Genomic DNA, 16,027 nt, shown 5'->3' with positions numbered 1-16,027 from the left:
CCGGCGGAGACGAGCCCCCGCAGGGGGCCGAGCGACAAGCAGACAAGCGACGAGCAGGAAGCGGTGCACTGTGTCCGGTGGAGAGGTGGCCGGGATCCTCGTGGCCGTCTTCTGGGCGATCCTGGTCTCGTTCCTCGCCGTGGTGCTGGTGAGGCTCGCCCAGACGCTGAGGGCGACCACCAAGCTGGTGGCGGACGTGACCGAACAGGCCGTTCCGCTGCTGGCCGACGCCTCGGCGACGGTCCGGTCCGCGCAGACCCAGCTGGACAAGGTCGACGCCATCGCGAGCGACGTCCAGGAGGTCACCTCCAACGCCTCCGCGCTCTCCACCACCGTCGCCTCCACCTTCGGCGGACCGCTCGTCAAGGTGGCCGCCTTCGGCTACGGCGTCCGGCAGGCGCTGGGCCGCCGCACCGCCCCCGAGCCCGAACCGGAACCGGCGCGTGGCCGCTCCTCCGTCCGCCGCACGGTGATCGTCGGCCGGACCGTCCCCTCGGCGCGCGGACGCAAGCGCGAACGCCGAAACCCCCGCGGACAGAAGGACTGATCCAGCGATGTTCCGCCGCACGTTCTGGTTCACCGCCGGCGCAGCCGCCGGTGTGTGGGCCACCACCAAGGTCAACCGCAAGATCAAGCAGCTGACGCCCGAGAGCCTCGCCGCGCAGGCCGCCGACAAGGCGATCGAGACCGGCCACAAGCTCAAGGACTTCGCCCTCGACGTCCGCGACAACATGGTCCGGCGCGAAGCCGAACTGGGCGGCGCGCTGGGCCTGGAGGCACCGGTCGACCCCGACCTCCCCGTACAGCGGCACCACGCCGTCGAGGCGGCCGAGCCCGCCCACCCGAACACGTACCGCAAGCTCCCCTACAACTCGAACAACCGGAATGAGGACCACTAATGGAGTCGGCTGAAATCCGCCGCCGCTGGCTGAGCTTCTTCGAGGAGCGCGGTCACACCGTCGTGCCTTCGGCGTCGCTCATCGCGGACGACCCGACTCTGCTGCTGGTCCCCGCGGGCATGGTCCCCTTCAAGCCGTACTTCCTCGGTGAGGTCAAGCCGCCCGCCCCCCGCGTCACCAGCGTGCAGAAGTGCGTGCGTACGCCGGACATCGAAGAGGTCGGCAAGACCACCCGCCACGGCACCTTCTTCCAGATGTGCGGGAACTTCTCCTTCGGCGACTACTTCAAGGAAGGCGCCATCCAGCTCGCCTGGGAGGCACTGACCAACTCCGTCGAGGACGGCGGCTTCGGCCTGGAGCCCGAGAAGCTCTGGATCACCGTCTATCTCGACGACGACGAGGCCGAGCAGATCTGGCGCGACAAGATCGGCGTCCCCGCCGAGCGCATCCAGCGCCTGGGCAAGAAGGACAACTTCTGGTCCATGGGCGTCCCCGGACCCTGCGGCCCGTGCTCGGAGATCAACTACGACCGCGGCCCCGAGTTCGGCGTCGAGGGCGGCCCCGCCGTCAACGACGAGCGCTACGTGGAGATCTGGAACCTGGTCTTCATGCAGTACGAGCGCGGTGCCGGTGACGGCAAGGAGGACTTCCCGATCCTCGGGGACCTGCCGTCGCAGAACATCGACACCGGTCTCGGCCTGGAACGCCTCGCGATGATCCTCCAGGGCGTACAGAACATGTACGAGACCGACACCCTGCGCGTCGTCATGGACAAGGCCACCGAGCTGACCGGCGTCCGGTACGGCGCGGAGAACGGCACGGACGTCTCGCTCCGCGTCGTCGCCGACCACATCCGTACGTCGGTGATGCTCATCGGCGACGGCGTCACCCCCGGCAACGAGGGCCGCGGCTATGTGCTGCGCCGCATCATGCGCCGCGCCATCCGCAACATGCGGCTGATGGGTGCCACCGGCTCGGTCGTCAAGGACCTGGTCGACGTCGTGATCGACACGATGGGACTGCAGTACCCGGAGCTGGTCACCGACCGCAAGCGCATCGAGACGGTCGCGCTGGCCGAGGAGGCCGCCTTCCTCAAGGCCCTCAAGGGCGGCACCAACATCCTGGAGACCGCCGTCACCGAGACCAAGGCCGCCGGCGGCCAGGTCATCGCCGGTGACAAGGCGTTCCTGCTCCACGACACCTGGGGCTTCCCGATCGACCTGACCCTGGAGATGGCCGCCGAGCAGGGCCTCTCGGTGGACGAGGACGGCTTCCGCCGCCTCATGCAGGAGCAGCGCGACAAGGCCAAGGCCGACGCCCGCGCCAAGAAGACCGGTCACGCCGACCTCTCCGCCTACCGCGAGGTGGCCGACACCTCCGGCGCCACGGAGTTCACCGGCTACACCGCCACCGCCGGCGAGTCCACCATCGTCGGCCTGCTGGTCGACGGGGTGCCCTCGCCCGCCGCCACCGAGGGCGACGAGGTCGAGGTCGTCCTCGACCGCACCCCCTTCTACGCCGAGGGCGGCGGCCAGCTCGCCGACACCGGCCGGATCCGGCTCGACACCGGTGCCGTCATCGAGATCCGCGACGTCCAGAAGCCGGTTCCCGGCGTCCACGTCCACAAGGGTGTCGTCCAGGTCGGCGAGGTGACGGTGGGGGCCCCGGTCTTCGCCTCCATCGACTCCACCCGCCGCCGGGCCATCGCCCGCGCCCACAGCGCCACGCACCTCACCCACCAGGCGCTGCGCGACGCGCTCGGCCCGACGGCCGCCCAGGCCGGCTCCGAGAACTCCCCGGGCCGCTTCCGCTTCGACTTCGGTTCGCCCGCCGCCGTTCCCGGCACGGTCCTCACCGACGTCGAGCAGAAGATCAACGAGGTCCTCTCGCGCGAACTCGACGTCCAGGCCGAGGTCATGTCGATCGACGAGGCCAAGAAGCAGGGCGCCATCGCCGAGTTCGGCGAGAAGTACGGCGAGCGGGTCCGGGTCGTCACCATCGGCGACTTCTCCAAGGAGCTGTGCGGCGGCACCCACGTCCACAACACCGCCCAGCTCGGCCTGGTCAAGCTGCTCGGCGAGTCGTCCATCGGCTCCGGCGTGCGCCGTATCGAGGCACTCGTCGGCGTGGACGCGTACAACTTCCTCGCCCGGGAGCACACGGTCGTCGCCCAGCTCCAGGAACTGGTCAAGGGCCGTCCGGAGGAGCTCCCGGAGAAGATCGCGGGCATGCTCGGCAAGCTGAAGGATGCCGAGAAGGAGATCGAGAAGTTCCGCGCGGAGAAGGTCCTCGCGGCCGCCGCCGGACTGGTCGACTCCGCCAAGGACGTACGCGGCGTGGCCCTGGTCACCGGCCAGGTGCCCGACGGCACCTCCGCCGACGACCTGCGCAAGCTGGTTTTGGACGTGCGCGGCCGCATCCAGGGCGGCCGCCCGGCCGTCGTGGCCCTGTTCACCACGGCCAACGGCCGCCCGCTCACCGTCATCGCCACCAACGAGGCCGCCCGCGAACGCGGCCTCAAGGCCGGTGACCTCGTCCGTACGGCCGCCAAGACGCTCGGCGGCGGTGGCGGCGGCAAGCCGGACGTCGCCCAGGGCGGCGGCACGAACCCGGCCGCCATCGGCGACGCCGTCGCCGCTGTCGAACGCCTCGTCACCGAGACCGCGTGACCGACGGGATGACGCGGATGCGCCGCGGACGCCGGCTCGCCGTCGACGTCGGGGACGCCCGGATCGGGGTCGCCTCGTGCGACCCCGACGGGATCCTGGCCACGCCGGTGGAGACCGTGCCGGGACGCGATGTCCCGGCCGCCCACCGGCGGCTGGTGGCCATCGTCGAGGAGTACGAGCCGATCGAGGTCATCCTCGGCCTGCCCCGCTCCCTCGGCGGCGGCGAGGGCCCCGCGGCAGCCAAGGTCCGCGCCTTCGCCCAGGTGGTCGCCCGTTCGATCGCCCCCGTTCCGGTGCGGTTGGTGGACGAGAGGATGACCACAGTGACGGCCACTCAGGGGCTGCGCGCCTCGGGCGTGAAGTCCAAGAAGGGCCGGTCTGTCATCGACCAGGCTGCCGCTGTGGTGATCCTTCAGAACGCTCTGGAGTCCGAACGGGCGTCAGGCAATCCCCCGGGAGAGGGCGTCGAAGTGGTTGTCTGATCGCGATACGGTAACGTTCCGCGCGATGCGTCGGTGGTTCGAACAAACACCGCACAGCGAAGCGAAGAGACGGAACGGCGTCTCGCGGCTCTAGGGGATCGATGACTGAGTATGGCCGGGGCCCCGGCTCCGAACCGTGGCATCCCGAGGACCCCTTGTACGGGGACCAGGGATGGGGAGGCCGTCAGGCCGCCCACGGCCAGGGCCAGTACGGCGACCAGCAGCAGCCCTATCCGCAGGACCCGTACGCCCAGCAGGACCAGAACCACCAGCACCAGAACCACCAGCAGTACCCGCACCAGCAGTACGACCAGAGCCAGCAGTACGCGCAGCAGTACCAGCACCAGCAGTACGGTGCGCAGCATCAGGACCCGTACGGTCAGCAGCCTCCCGCCCAGCCGCAGTACGACGGTGGCTGGGACTCCGGTCAGCAGCCCGCCATGCCGTACGGGACCGATCCCCAGGACCCGTACTACGCGCAGCAGCAACCCGGCTACGGCGAATCGCACGACTACTACGGCACGCCGGAGGCCTACCCTCCGCCGCAGCCGCCGGGCCGTCGTGAAGCCGAGCCGCAGCAGCCTCCTCAGCCCGAGCAGCAGCAGGGGCCGTCGGCGGGCTGGGACCCGGACCAGCCGCAGGAAGAGACACATCCTTTCTTCACCGGCGCCGACGACCCGGCCCCCCGGGAGCCCCGCGACGGCGACGACGACCCGGACGACGACTCCTCGCGCTCCGCACGCCGTGACCGCGGCGACGGCGAGCGCCGGGGCGGCAAGGGCAAGAAGAAGAAAAGCCGCAACGGCTGCGCCTGCCTGGTCGTCGCCGTCGTCCTGGTCGGCGGCCTCGGGGGAGCGTCGTACGTGGGGTACACGTACTGGAAGAAGCAGTTCGGTGCCCCGGCCGACTACGCGGGTTCGGGCACCGGCGAGCAGGTCGAGGTCGAGATCCCCGAGGGCTCCTACGGCTACGACATCGCGAACATCCTGCGCAAGAAGGGCGTCATCAAGTCGTCCGACGCCTTCGTCGCGGCACAGAACGACAACCCCAAAGGCAAGTCGCTCCAGGCCGGTGTGTACCTCCTGAACAAGGAGATGTCGGCGGCCAGCGCGATCACGCTGATGCTCGACCCGAAGAGCCAGAACGCGCTCGTGATCCCCGAGGGCACCCGCAATGCCGCGGTCTACGCGAAGATCGACGAGCGGCTCAAGCTGGCAGAGGGCACCACGGCGAAGATCGCCAGGACCAAGGCGGAGTCGCTGGGGCTGCCCGACTGGGCCGACGACAACCCGGACGTGAAGGATCCGCTGGAGGGCTTCCTGTATCCGGCGGCCTACCCGGTCGCCAAGGGGTCGAAGCCCGAGGACACGTTGAAGCGGATGGTCGCGCGGGCCGACAAGGAGTACAAGAAGCTCGACCTGGAGGCCGTCGCCAGGAAGCACCAGCTCGACGGGCCGTGGCAGGTGGTCACGGTGGCGAGCCTGGTGCAGGTGGAGGGCAAGACCCACGACGACTTCCGGAAGATGGCCGAGGTCGTCTACAACCGCCTCAAGCCCACCAATACCGAGACGAACCAACTGCTTCAGTTCGACTCGGCGTTCAACTACCTCAAGAAGCAGAGCAACATCAAGATCAGCGAGTCCGAGATCCTCAGCAACAAGGACCCGTACAACACGTACACGCAGAAGGGGCTCACTCCCGGGCCCATCAGCAACCCCGGCGCCGATGCGCTGGGCGCGGCCCTGAACCCCACCGCGGACGGCTGGTTGTACTTCGTGGCGACCGACGGCATGCACAAGACCGAGTTCGCCAAGACGTACGACGAGCACCTCAAGCTCAAGAGGAAGTTCGATGCCCTCGGCTGACACGCACCGGGCCGCCGTCCTCGGCTCGCCCATCGCCCACTCGCTCTCCCCGGCGCTGCACCGCGCCGCCTATGCCGAGCTCGGCCTCGTCGACCGGTCCTACGACCGGTTCGAGGTCGACGAGGCGGCGCTGCCCGGGTTCATCGAGGGGCTGGACTCCTTCTGGGCGGGGCTGTCGCTGACCATGCCGCTCAAACGGGCGGTCATCCCGCTGCTGGACGAGATCAGCCCGACCGCCGCCTCGGTGGAGGCCGTCAACACGGTCGTGTTCACCGAGGACGGCCGACGGGTCGGCGACAACACGGACATCCCCGGAATGATCGCCGCCCTGCGGGAGCGCGGGGTCGAGAAGGTCGAGTCGGCAGCCGTCCTCGGCGCCGGCGCCACCGCCTCCTCCGCCCTCGCCGCGCTCGCGGTGATCTGCGCGGGACCGGTCACCGCCTACGTACGCAGCCGGGAACGCGGCGACGAGATGCGCGGCTGGGGCCGGCGCCTCGGCGTGGACGTCCGGGTGGCCGACTGGGCGGAGGGGCCGCGGGCGCTCGACGCGCCGCTGGTCATCGCCACGACTCCGGCGGGCACGACGGACGCCGTGGCCGCCGACGTACCGCAGAACCCGGGCATCCTCTTCGACGTGCTGTACGAGCCGTGGCCGACGGCGCTGGCCTCGGCCTGGTCCGCGCGCGGTGGTGCTGTCGTCGGCGGGCTCGACCTCCTCGTGCACCAGGCTGCCCTTCAGGTGGAGCAGATGACCGGGAGGCGCCCCGCGCCGCTGGCGGCCATGCGGCGGGCCGGGGAAGCGGCGCTCGCGGCCCGCTGACACGTTCGACCTGATGAAGTGGCGTCCGGTTGCTGGACCGGCGGCCGGACACCGCCCACAGTCGTGGGAGGATCGACGACGGCGGGCCGGGGCCGCGCACCTGGTCGCGCCGTCGGATTTTCAGGCGCGAGCATGAGGAGCACCTTTGAGCAGGTTGCGCTGGCTGACCGCGGGCGAGTCGCACGGCCCCGCACTGGTGGCGACGCTGGAGGGTCTTCCCGCCGGTGTCCCGGTCACGACGGAGATGGTCGCCGAGGCGCTCGCCCGGCGGCGCCTGGGGTACGGGCGCGGTGCCCGGATGAAGTTCGAGCAGGACGAGGTCACCTTCCTCGGCGGCGTACGCCACGGGCTCACGATGGGCTCGCCGGTCGCCGTCATGGTCGGCAACACCGAGTGGCCCAAGTGGGAGCAGGTCATGTCGGCGGACCCGGTCGACCCCGCCGTGCTGGCCGAGTCGGCCCGTAACGCCCCGCTGACCCGTCCGCGCCCGGGCCACGCCGATCTGGCGGGGATGCAGAAGTACGGCTTCGACGAGGCCCGGCCGGTCCTGGAGCGCGCCAGCGCCCGGGAGACCGCCGCACGCGTCGCCCTCGGGGCCGTCGCCCGCTCCTACCTCAAGGAGACCGCGGGCATCGAGATCGTCAGCCATGTCGTGGAGCTGGCCGCCGCGAAGGCGCCGTACGGCGTCTACCCGCTCCCCGCCGACGTGGAGAAGCTGGACGCCGACCCGGTCCGCTGCCTGGACGCCGACGCGTCCAAGGCGATGGTGGCCGAGATCGACCAGGCCCACAAGGACGGCGACACCCTCGGCGGGGTCGTCGAGGTGCTGGCGTACGGCGTGCCCGTCGGGCTCGGCTCGCACGTGCACTGGGACCGGCGCCTGGACGCCCGGCTCGCCGCCGCGCTCATGGGCATCCAGGCCATCAAGGGCGTCGAGGTCGGCGACGGCTTCGAGCTGGCCCGGGTCCCCGGCTCGAAGGCGCACGACGAGATCGTCGCCACCGACGAGGGCATCCGCCGCACCTCCGGCCGCTCCGGCGGCACCGAGGGCGGGCTGACCACCGGCGAGCTGCTGCGGGTCCGCGCCGCGATGAAGCCCATCGCGACCGTGCCGCGCGCCCTGGCCACCGTGGACGTCGTCACCGGCGAAGCCGCCAAGGCCCACCACCAGCGCTCCGACGTCTGCGCCGTCCCGGCCGCGGGCATCGTCGCGGAGGCGATGGTCGCCCTGGTCCTGGCCGACGCGGTCGCGGAGAAGTTCGGCGGCGACAGCGTGGCCGAGACCCACCGCAACGTCCAGTCGTACCTCGACCACCTCCAGATCCGATGAGCGGCCCCCTGGTCGTCCTCGTCGGCCCCATGGGCGTCGGCAAGTCCACCGTCGGCGAACTGCTCGCCGCCCGGCTCGGCACCACCTACCGGGACACCGACGCGGACGTCGTCGCCGAGGCGGGCAAGCCGATCGCGGAGATCTTCTACGACGAGGGCGAGGACCACTTCCGCGCCCTGGAGCGCCAGGCCGTCGAAGCGGCCGTCGCCGGACACGCGGGCGTCCTCTCCCTCGGCGGCGGAGCCGTCCTGGACGAGGCGACCAGGGAGCTGCTGGTGGGCCGCCCGGTCGTCTACCTCTCCATGGACGTGGACGAGGCCGTCCGCCGCGTCGGCCTCAACACCGCCCGCCCGCTGCTCGCGGTCAACCCGCGCCGGCAGTGGCGCGAGCTGATGGACGCGCGCCGCCACCTGTACGAAGAGGTGGCCCGTACGGTCGTCGCCACCGACGAGAACACCCCGGAAGAGGTCGCCCAGGCGATCATCGACGCACTGGAACTGCCGGAGGGCCAAGCCGCCCCCGGCGTGGAGAACACCGGCATGACGCAGCAGGGCCCCACCCGCATCCAGGTCGCAGGCTCGGCGGGCTCCGACCCGTACGAGGTCCTCGTCGGCCATCAGCTCCTCGGCGAGCTGCCCCAGCTCATCGGCGACCGCGCGAAGCGGGTCGCCGTCCTGCACCCCGAGGCGCTCGCCGAGACCGGTGAGGCGGTCCGCCAGGACCTCGCGGACCAGGGGTACGAGGCCATCGCGATCCAGCTGCCGAACGCGGAGGAGGCCAAGACCGTCGAGGTCGCCGCCTACTGCTGGAAGGCGCTCGGCCAGACCGGCTTCACCCGCACCGACGTCATCGTCGGCATCGGCGGCGGCGCCACCACGGACGTCGCCGGGTTCGTCGCGGCCAGCTGGCTGCGCGGGGTGCGCTGGATCGCGGTCCCCACCACCGTCCTCGGCATGGTCGACGCGGCCGTCGGCGGCAAGACCGGCATCAACACCGCCGAGGGCAAGAACCTCGTCGGCGCCTTCCACCCGCCCGCCGGGGTCCTCTGCGACCTCGCGGCCCTGGAATCGCTGCCGGTCAACGACTACGTCTCCGGCATGGCCGAGATCATCAAGGCCGGCTTCATCGCCGACCCGGTCATCCTCGACCTGATCGAGGCCGACCCGGAGGCCGCCCGTACGCCCGCCGGACCGCACACCGCCGAGCTGATCGAGCGCTCCATCCGGGTCAAGGCCGAGGTCGTCTCCAGCGACCTCAAGGAGTCCGGCCTCCGCGAGATCCTCAATTACGGCCACACGCTCGGCCACGCCATCGAGAAGAACGAGCGGTACAAGTGGCGCCACGGCGCGGCCGTCTCCATCGGCATGGTCTTCGCCGCCGAGCTGGGCCGGCTCGCCGGGCGCCTCGACGACGCCACCGCCGACCGGCACCGCACCGTCCTGGAGTCGGTGGGCCTGCCGCTCACCTACCGGGGCGACCAGTGGCCCAAGCTGCTGGAGAACATGAAGGTCGACAAGAAGTCCCGCGGCGACCTGCTGCGCTTCATCGTCCTGGACGCCCTCGGCAAGCCCACCGTCCTGGAGGGCCCCGACCCGGCCGTGCTGCTAGCCGCCTACGGGGAGGTCTCCGCGTGACCCGCAGAGTCCTCGTCCTCAACGGCCCCAACCTCGGCCGGCTCGGCTCCCGCGAACCCGACGTCTACGGCGCCACCTCCTACGCCGGACTCGTCGAGACCTGCACCGCGCTCGGCAAGGAGCTCGGCTTCGACGTCGGCGTACGCGAGACCAACGACGAGGGCGAACTGATCCGCTGGCTCCACGAGGCGGCGGACGGTTCGATTCCGGTCGTCCTCAACCCGGGCGCCTTCACGCACTACTCGTACGGGATGCGGGACGCGGCGGCCCAGCGCACCGCGCCGCTGATCGAGGTGCACATCTCCAACCCGTACGCCCGCGAGGAGTTCCGCCACACCTCGGTGGTCGCGCCGGTGGCCACCGGCACCGTCGCCGGGTTCGGTATCGGCTCCTACCGGCTCGCGCTGCGGGCCCTGGCCGACGAACTGACGGACTGACAGTCTCCGGTGCCCACGGGCACTCCGCGTCCTCCCGGGCCGTTCACCCTGAGACGGCCCGGGAGGGTACGGTAGCCGTCCCATCAGCGTCAGCCGCAGTTACGAGACGGAGTGGCCACCGGATGCAGCACCCAGTGGGGGCCCCGCTGCCGCCGCCCGAAGGACCCGGCAACGGGCCGGCGGGCTGGTCGCACCAGGCCCAGCACCCCGGCCACCCCGGACCCGTGGGCCCGCCCCCGATGCCTCCGCCGCCCCAGGCCCCTGGCCAGACTCCGGCACCCGGCCATGCCCCGCCGCCCGCCCCCGGCCGCCCTCCGCAACCCCAGACGCACGGCCAGGCCCCGCGGCCCCAGGCCCCGCAGTACGGCTGGAGCGGCACCGGCCCCACGCCGCCGCCCTCCGGCGGCCAGCCCACCGGACACGTCCCGCTTCCCCCGGGCGGCCCCGTGGCGCTGCCCGCACCCCCCGCCGAGCCCGGCACAGGCGGCGCCACGCTCGCCGTGCTGCTGATCGGCCCGGCCGGCGCCGGCAAGACCACCGCGGCGCGGCTCTGGGCGGCCCGCCGCCGGGTGCCCACCGCCCATGTCTCCCTGGATGACGTCCGCGAGTGGGTCTGCTCCGGTTTCGCCGACCCGCAGGCCGGCTGGAACGACCACTCCGAGGCCCAGTACCGCCTCGCCCGCCGCACCTGCGGCTTCGCCGCCCGCAACTTCCTCGCCAACGGCATCTCCTGCATCCTCGACGACGCCGTCTTCCCCGACCGCCCGGTCGTCGGCCTCGGCGGCTGGAAACGCCACGTGGGCCCCGGCCTGCTGCCCGTCGTACTGCTGCCGGGACTGGAGATCGTCCTGGAGCGCAACGCCGCCCGCAGCGGCAACCGCAGGCTCTCCGACGAGGAGGTCGCCCGCATCCACGGCCGGATGGCCGGCTGGTACGGCTCCGGCCTCCCGATCATCGACAACTCGACGTACGACGTGGAGACCACCGCCCGGGTCCTGGACGACGTCCTCGCCCGCTCCATCGCCTCCCCGCCCACCTGGTGAGCGGCTGGTGAGCGGCCCCGGTCGGATGCGCTGGCCGGGCGGCGAGCGGGATTCGTTCGTACGCTCGGAGCATGTCTGAGGTGCACGCCGTCCGACGCGGGCTGCTCCGCGACCGCTGCGCCGCCGCGGGGTCCGCGGCGGCCCTGGTCTCCCGCCCCGCCAACGTCCGCTACCTCGCGGGCGGAGCGCCGCCCGGCGCCGTGCTGCTGCTCGGCCCCGGCGAGGACGTTCTGCTCTGCCCGCGCGCCCCGAGCGGCGAGCCCGGCCACGGACGTCCCGACGAGGCGCTCCGGGTCGACGTCCTGCCCGTACCGGACGGAGACCCGGTGGTGGAGGCCGCGGGGCTGGCCGCCGCCTCGGGCGCGGACTCGCTCGCCGTGGAGGAGCACGATCTGACCGTGTCCCGCCACCGCGCCATGGCGAAGGCCGCTCCGGGCCTGAAGCTGGCCGATCTGGGCTTCACCGTCGAACAGCAGCGGATCGTCAAGGACGAGGAGGAGATCGGCTGTCTGCGCATCGCCTCGGAGATCACCGACCAGGCCCTCGGCGAACTCCTCGAATCGATCCTCGTCGGCCGCACCGAGCGCCACCTCGCGCTGGAGCTGGAGCGCCGCCTGGTCGACCACGGCGCGGACGGCCCCGCCTTCGCCACCTCCGTCGCCACCGGCCCCAACTCCGGCCAGAGCCGCCACCGGCCTTCCGACCGCCGGGTGGAGGAGGGCGATTTCCTCTCCGTACGCCTCGGTGCGAGCTACCACGGCTACCGCTGCGAGATCGGCCGGACCTTCGTCATCGGTACCGCCCCGGCCCAGTGGCAGATCGAGCTGTACGACCTCGTTTTCGCCGCTCAGCGAGGCGGCAGGGAGGCGTTGGCGCCGGGCGCCGCCTACCGGGACGTGGACCGTGCGGCCCGGCACCTCCTGGAGACGGCGGGGCACGGTGAGGGCCTCCAGCCGTGGACCGGGCACGGTGTGGGGCTCGAAATCGAGGAGGACCCGCAATTGGCACCGACGGCCATGGGTAAACTGGACGCTTGTGTGCCGGTCACCGTCGGACCGGGGGTCCACCTCCCGGGCCGGGGCGGTGTCCGGATCGATGACACGCTCGTCGTGCGCCCCGAGGCGGACGGCGGACCCGAGCTACTCACCATGACGACCAAGGAACTGCTCGCGCTCTAGCGCGCAACCCCGGTCGTTCCACCAGCTTCAGTCCAGGAGATTCCGCAACCGTGGCTTCCACGAACGACCTCAAGAACGGCCTGGTGCTCAAGCTCGACGGAGGCCAGCTCTGGTCCGTCGTCGAGTTCCAGCACGTCAAGCCCGGCAAGGGCCCCGCCTTCGTGCGCACCAAGCTCAAGAACGTGCTCTCCGGCAAGGTCGTCGACAAGACGTTCAACGCCGGCGTGAAGGTCGACACGGCCACCATCGACCGCCGCGACATGCAGTTCTCGTACATGGACGGCGAGTACTTCGTCTTCATGGACATGGACACGTACGACCAGCTCATGGTCGACCGCAAGGCCGTCGGCAACGCCGCCAACTTCCTGATCGAGGGCTTCACCGCCTCGGTCGCCCAGCACGAGGGCGAGGTGCTCTACGTCGAGCTGCCCGCCGCCGTCGAGCTGACCATCCAGCACACGGACCCGGGCGTCCAGGGCGACCGCTCCACCGGTGGCACGAAGCCCGCCACCCTGGAGACCGGTTACGAGATCGGCGTGCCGCTCTTCATCTCCACCGGCGAGAAGATCAAGGTCGACACCCGCTCGGGCGACTACCTCGGCCGGGTGAACAGCTAACCGTGGCTGCCCGGAACAAGGCACGCAAGCGCGCCTTCCAGATCCTCTTCGAGGCCGACCAGCGCGGCGAGTCCGTGCAGAGCGTGCTCGCGGACTGGGTCCGGCACTCGCGGACCGACGACCGTCAGCCGCCGGTCGGCGAGTTCACGATGGAGCTGGTCGAGGGGTACGCCGAGTACGCGGACCGGATCGACGACCTCATCGTCACCTATGCCGTGGACTGGGAGATCGACCGCATGCCGGTCGTCGACCGCAACATCATCCGGCTCGGCGCGTACGAGCTGATCTGGATGGACGAGACCCCGGACGCCGTGGTGATCGACGAGGCGGTCCAGCTCGCCAAGGAGTTCTCCACCGACGACTCCCCGGCGTTCGTGAACGGCCTGCTGGCCCGCTTCAAGGACCTCAAGCCGAATCTCCGCCGGGAGCAGTAGGGCCCGGTGCGGGGCCGCTCCGCCGCGTACGCCACGAAGGGCCCACGGTCAGCCGACCGTGGGCCCTTCGGCATCCGTGCCACCGGCCGCGGACGAAAAACCGCCGGGCCGGCGGGAACCCGAAGGTTCCCGCCGGCCCGGCGGCACGTTTCTGCTGTGGGGTCCGCGGCGGTGGGCCCGGATCCCGGCAGGCCTCAGCTCTCGTCGTGGGAGACCGCGCGGCGCGCGTCCGCGTCCAGCACGCCCCAGCTGATGAGCTGCTCCGTCAGGACGGAAGGCGACTGGTCGTAGATGACGGCGAGGGTGCGCAGGTCGTCCTGGCGGATCGAGAGCACCTTGCCGTTGTAGTCACCGCGCTGGCTCTGGATGGTCGCCGCGTAGCGCTGCAGCGGACCGGCCTTCTCCGGCGGGACGTGGGCGAGGCGCTCCAGGTCCAGGACGAGCTTGGGCGGCGGCTCTGCGGCCCCGCCCGGAGTCGTACCGGGCAGCAGCTCCTGCACCGGGACCCCGTAGAAATCGGCCAGCTCGGCGAGGCGCTGCACGGTCACGGCACGGTCACCGCGCTCGTACGAACCGACCACGACGGCCTTCCAGCGGCCCTGTGACTTCTCCTCCACGCCGTGGAGGGAGAGGCCCTGCTGGGTGCGGATGGCACGGAGTTTGGCCCCGAGCTGTTTTGCGTATTCGCTGGACATATGGCTCCCCGGACGCTGGAACAGTGTGCGGCTCCGCCGCGTGGCTGGTAACTCACTGTGAGGTTACGCAGCGTTACTTGGATGCGTCAAGCCGAATGGTCCGGACCGGCACCTCCAGGGGGCGGGGCCAGGGCCTCATGCAAGCCCTGGTAACGTGAGTGACGTAATTTCGACGTCCTTTAAGGTCCGTCCCGTGAGGCGGAGAAGGAGGTCCGTTTCTTATGGACGCACAGCACGACGGCACAGGCAACGCGGCGCGCCCCGTTCTCGAGGCCCCCGACATCGCCCGTGTTCTGACCCGAATCGCCCACGAGATCGTCGAACGCGCCAAGGGCGCCGACGACGTGGTGCTGCTCGGCATCCCGACGCGGGGCGTCTTCCTCGCCCGCCGGCTGGCCGACAAACTCGAAGAGATCACCGGCCGGAAAATGCCTGTCGGCTCCCTCGACATCACCATGTACCGCGACGACCTGAGGCTGCGCCCGGCGCGTGCCCTGGCCCGTACGGACATCCCTGGCGAGGGCATCGAGGGGAAGCTGGTCGTCCTCGTCGACGACGTGCTCTTCTCCGGCCGCACGATCCGCGCCGCGCTCGACGCGCTCGGCGACATCGGCCGCCCGCGGGCCGTGCAGCTCGCGGTCCTCGTCGACCGCGGCCACCGCGAACTCCCGATCCGCGCCGACTACGTCGGCAAGAACCTCCCCACGTCGCTGCGGGAGACGGTCAAGGTCCAGCTCGCCGAGGAGGACGGCCGCGACGCCGTCCTGCTCGGCGTCCAGCGGACCGAGCCCGCGGACGCGCAGTAGGCCCGAGCCCTCCCGTACGCCCTTCCGGGGGACGTACGAGGTGCTCCTGCGCGCCCGCATGCCCGCACACCCTCCTCCAGCCACCGGAGAACCCCAGATGAAGCGCCACCTCATCTCGGCCGCCGACCTCACCCGCGACGACGCCGTCCTGATCCTCGACACCGCCGAGGAGATGGCCCGGGTCGCGGACCGGCCGATCAAGAAGCTCCCGACCTTGCGCGGCCGTACCGTCGTCAACCTCTTCTTCGAGGACTCGACCCGGACCCGTATCTCCTTCGAGGCCGCCGCCAAGCGGCTCTCCGCCGACGTCATCAACTTCTCCGCCAAGGGCTCCTCGGTCTCCAAGGGCGAGTCCCTGAAGGACACCGCACTGACCCTGGAGGCGATGGGCGCCGACGCCGTCGTCATCCGGCACGGCTCCTCCGGCGCGCCCTACCGGCTCGCCACCTCCGGCTGGATCGACGGAGCCGTGGTCAACGCCGGCGACGGCACCCACGAGCACCCCACCCAGGCCCTGCTGGACGCCCTCACCATGCGGCGCCGCCTCGTCGGCGCCGACACCGGCCTCGGCCGCGACCTGGACGGCCGCCGGATCACCATCGTCGGCGACATCCTGCACAGCCGCGTCGCCCGCTCCAACGTCCACCTGCTCACCACGCTCGGCGCGCACGTCACCCTGGTGGCCCCGCCCACGCTGGTGCCGGTCGGCGTCGAGCAGTGGCCCTGCGAGGTCAGCTACAGCCTGGACGACGTGCTGGCGAAGTCCGACGCGGTGATGATGCTGCGTGTGCAGCGCGAACGGATGAACGCCGCCTACTTCCCGACCGAGCGCGAGTACTCCCGCCGCTACGGCCTGGACGGCCTGCGCATGGCGAAGATGCCCGAGCACGCCATCGTCATGCACCCCGGCCCGATGGTCCGCGGCATGGAGATCACCGCCGAGGTCGCCGACTCCGACCGCTGCACGGCCGTCGAGCAGGTCGCCAACGGCGTCTCCGTCCGGATGGCCGTCCTCTACCTGCTGCTCGGCGGCTCCGACACCGCCCTGTCGGCTCCTGCCCGTCCCGAGGGCGCTGCCCGCCCCGAGAGCCCCGCCCGTACCGAGGAGACCAAGTAAC

16 protein-coding genes are annotated in these 16,027 nt (G+C 71.3%); 15 read left to right on the top strand and 1 reads right to left on the bottom strand.

Annotated elements, in window-relative coordinates:
* The first annotated feature begins 85 nt into the window (after positions 1-85).
* The 13 genes from ACIRR8_RS22995 (at position 86) to nusB (ending at position 13,408) form a co-directional block, all read left to right on the top strand.
* A complete protein-coding gene (locus tag ACIRR8_RS22995) occupies positions 86-547 on the top strand; it encodes a DUF948 domain-containing protein (RefSeq protein ID WP_084744911.1) in 462 nt (153 codons plus the stop codon).
* Between the two features lie 7 nt (positions 548-554).
* Positions 555-899, top strand: a complete 345-nt coding sequence (locus ACIRR8_RS22990) for a DUF6167 family protein (RefSeq protein WP_404067853.1) — start codon at positions 555-557, stop codon at positions 897-899.
* Positions 899-3,568 carry an alanine--tRNA ligase gene (gene alaS, locus ACIRR8_RS22985; protein WP_404067850.1) on the top strand — a complete coding sequence of 890 codons (2,670 nt, stop codon included), beginning with the start codon at positions 899-901 and terminating at the stop codon, positions 3,566-3,568. The genes ACIRR8_RS22990 and alaS overlap by 1 nt, the downstream gene beginning before the upstream one ends.
* Positions 3,569-3,576: 8 nt before the next feature.
* Positions 3,577-4,050 carry a Holliday junction resolvase RuvX gene (gene ruvX, locus ACIRR8_RS22980; protein WP_404068558.1) on the top strand — a complete coding sequence of 158 codons (474 nt, stop codon included), beginning with the start codon at positions 3,577-3,579 and terminating at the stop codon, positions 4,048-4,050.
* Between the two features lie 101 nt (positions 4,051-4,151).
* Positions 4,152-5,915 carry an endolytic transglycosylase MltG gene (gene mltG, locus ACIRR8_RS22975; protein ID WP_404067847.1) on the top strand — a complete coding sequence of 588 codons (1,764 nt, stop codon included), beginning with the start codon at positions 4,152-4,154 and terminating at the stop codon, positions 5,913-5,915.
* Entirely contained in the window at positions 5,902-6,735 is an 834-nt protein-coding gene (locus tag ACIRR8_RS22970) for a shikimate dehydrogenase (protein ID WP_404067844.1), read from the top strand. Before mltG ends, ACIRR8_RS22970 begins: the two co-directional genes overlap by 14 nt.
* A gap of 145 nt (positions 6,736-6,880) precedes the next feature.
* Positions 6,881-8,065 carry a chorismate synthase gene (gene aroC, locus ACIRR8_RS22965; protein WP_404067841.1) on the top strand — a complete coding sequence of 395 codons (1,185 nt, stop codon included), beginning with the start codon at positions 6,881-6,883 and terminating at the stop codon, positions 8,063-8,065.
* Complete coding sequence (gene aroB, locus ACIRR8_RS22960) at positions 8,062-9,699, top strand: 3-dehydroquinate synthase (RefSeq protein ID WP_404067837.1); 1,638 nt, start codon at positions 8,062-8,064, stop codon at positions 9,697-9,699. Before aroC ends, aroB begins: the two co-directional genes overlap by 4 nt.
* Entirely contained in the window at positions 9,696-10,136 is a 441-nt protein-coding gene (gene aroQ, locus ACIRR8_RS22955; protein ID WP_404067833.1) for a type II 3-dehydroquinate dehydratase, read from the top strand. The genes aroB and aroQ overlap by 4 nt, the downstream gene beginning before the upstream one ends.
* Before the next feature lie 122 nt (positions 10,137-10,258).
* The gene (locus ACIRR8_RS22950) at positions 10,259-11,179 is read left to right on the top strand and encodes a Pro-rich N-terminal domain-containing protein (protein WP_404067830.1); all 921 of its coding nucleotides are present in this window, start codon (positions 10,259-10,261) and stop codon (positions 11,177-11,179) included.
* 71 nt (positions 11,180-11,250) lie between these two features.
* A complete protein-coding gene (locus ACIRR8_RS22945; RefSeq protein ID WP_404067827.1) occupies positions 11,251-12,357 on the top strand; it encodes a M24 family metallopeptidase in 1,107 nt (368 codons plus the stop codon).
* Positions 12,358-12,407: 50 nt separating this feature from the next.
* Positions 12,408-12,974 (top strand): elongation factor P, encoded by a 567-nt coding sequence (gene efp, locus ACIRR8_RS22940; protein ID WP_352241559.1) that lies wholly within the window; start codon positions 12,408-12,410, stop codon positions 12,972-12,974.
* A gap of 2 nt (positions 12,975-12,976) precedes the next feature.
* Positions 12,977-13,408, top strand: a complete 432-nt coding sequence (gene nusB, locus ACIRR8_RS22935) for a transcription antitermination factor NusB (protein ID WP_404067824.1) — start codon at positions 12,977-12,979, stop codon at positions 13,406-13,408.
* Between the two features lie 194 nt (positions 13,409-13,602).
* Here nusB and bldD read toward each other — a convergent pair whose 3' ends face one another.
* Positions 13,603-14,103 carry a transcriptional regulator BldD gene (gene bldD, locus ACIRR8_RS22930; protein ID WP_006123181.1) on the bottom strand — a complete coding sequence of 167 codons (501 nt, stop codon included), beginning with the start codon at positions 14,101-14,103 and terminating at the stop codon, positions 13,603-13,605.
* Between the two features lie 221 nt (positions 14,104-14,324).
* Here bldD and pyrR point away from each other — a divergent pair, with 221 nt between their 5' ends.
* Together pyrR and ACIRR8_RS22920 are read left to right on the top strand one after the other, a co-directional pair.
* Complete coding sequence (pyrR, locus tag ACIRR8_RS22925) at positions 14,325-14,909, top strand: bifunctional pyr operon transcriptional regulator/uracil phosphoribosyltransferase PyrR (RefSeq protein WP_404067821.1); 585 nt, start codon at positions 14,325-14,327, stop codon at positions 14,907-14,909.
* 97 nt (positions 14,910-15,006) lie between these two features.
* Entirely contained in the window at positions 15,007-16,026 is a 1,020-nt protein-coding gene (locus ACIRR8_RS22920; protein WP_404067819.1) for an aspartate carbamoyltransferase catalytic subunit, read from the top strand.
* The last annotated feature ends 1 nt before the right edge of the window (position 16,027 follow it).

It is taken from the genome of Streptomyces sp. NPDC101178, from assembly GCF_044767965.1.
Taxonomy (GTDB): domain Bacteria; phylum Actinomycetota; class Actinomycetes; order Streptomycetales; family Streptomycetaceae; genus Streptomyces.
This window is presented reverse-complemented; position numbering and strand designations above follow the sequence as displayed.

Coding starts and splice junctions, on each gene's coding strand:
- ACIRR8_RS22990 (WP_404067853.1), top strand. CDS start 555: ATGTTCCGCCGCACGTTCTGGTTCACCGCCGGCGCAGCCGCCGGTGTG.
- alaS (WP_404067850.1), top strand. CDS start 899: ATGGAGTCGGCTGAAATCCGCCGCCGCTGGCTGAGCTTCTTCGAGGAG.
- ruvX (WP_404068558.1), top strand. CDS start 3,577: ATGACGCGGATGCGCCGCGGACGCCGGCTCGCCGTCGACGTCGGGGAC.
- mltG (WP_404067847.1), top strand. CDS start 4,152: ATGACTGAGTATGGCCGGGGCCCCGGCTCCGAACCGTGGCATCCCGAG.
- ACIRR8_RS22970 (WP_404067844.1), top strand. CDS start 5,902: ATGCCCTCGGCTGACACGCACCGGGCCGCCGTCCTCGGCTCGCCCATC.
- aroB (WP_404067837.1), top strand. CDS start 8,062: ATGAGCGGCCCCCTGGTCGTCCTCGTCGGCCCCATGGGCGTCGGCAAG.
- ACIRR8_RS22950 (WP_404067830.1), top strand. CDS start 10,259: ATGCAGCACCCAGTGGGGGCCCCGCTGCCGCCGCCCGAAGGACCCGGC.
- ACIRR8_RS22945 (WP_404067827.1), top strand. CDS start 11,251: ATGTCTGAGGTGCACGCCGTCCGACGCGGGCTGCTCCGCGACCGCTGC.
- bldD (WP_006123181.1), bottom strand. CDS start 14,103: ATGTCCAGCGAATACGCAAAACAGCTCGGGGCCAAACTCCGTGCCATC.
- pyrR (WP_404067821.1), top strand. CDS start 14,325: ATGGACGCACAGCACGACGGCACAGGCAACGCGGCGCGCCCCGTTCTC.
- ACIRR8_RS22920 (WP_404067819.1), top strand. CDS start 15,007: ATGAAGCGCCACCTCATCTCGGCCGCCGACCTCACCCGCGACGACGCC.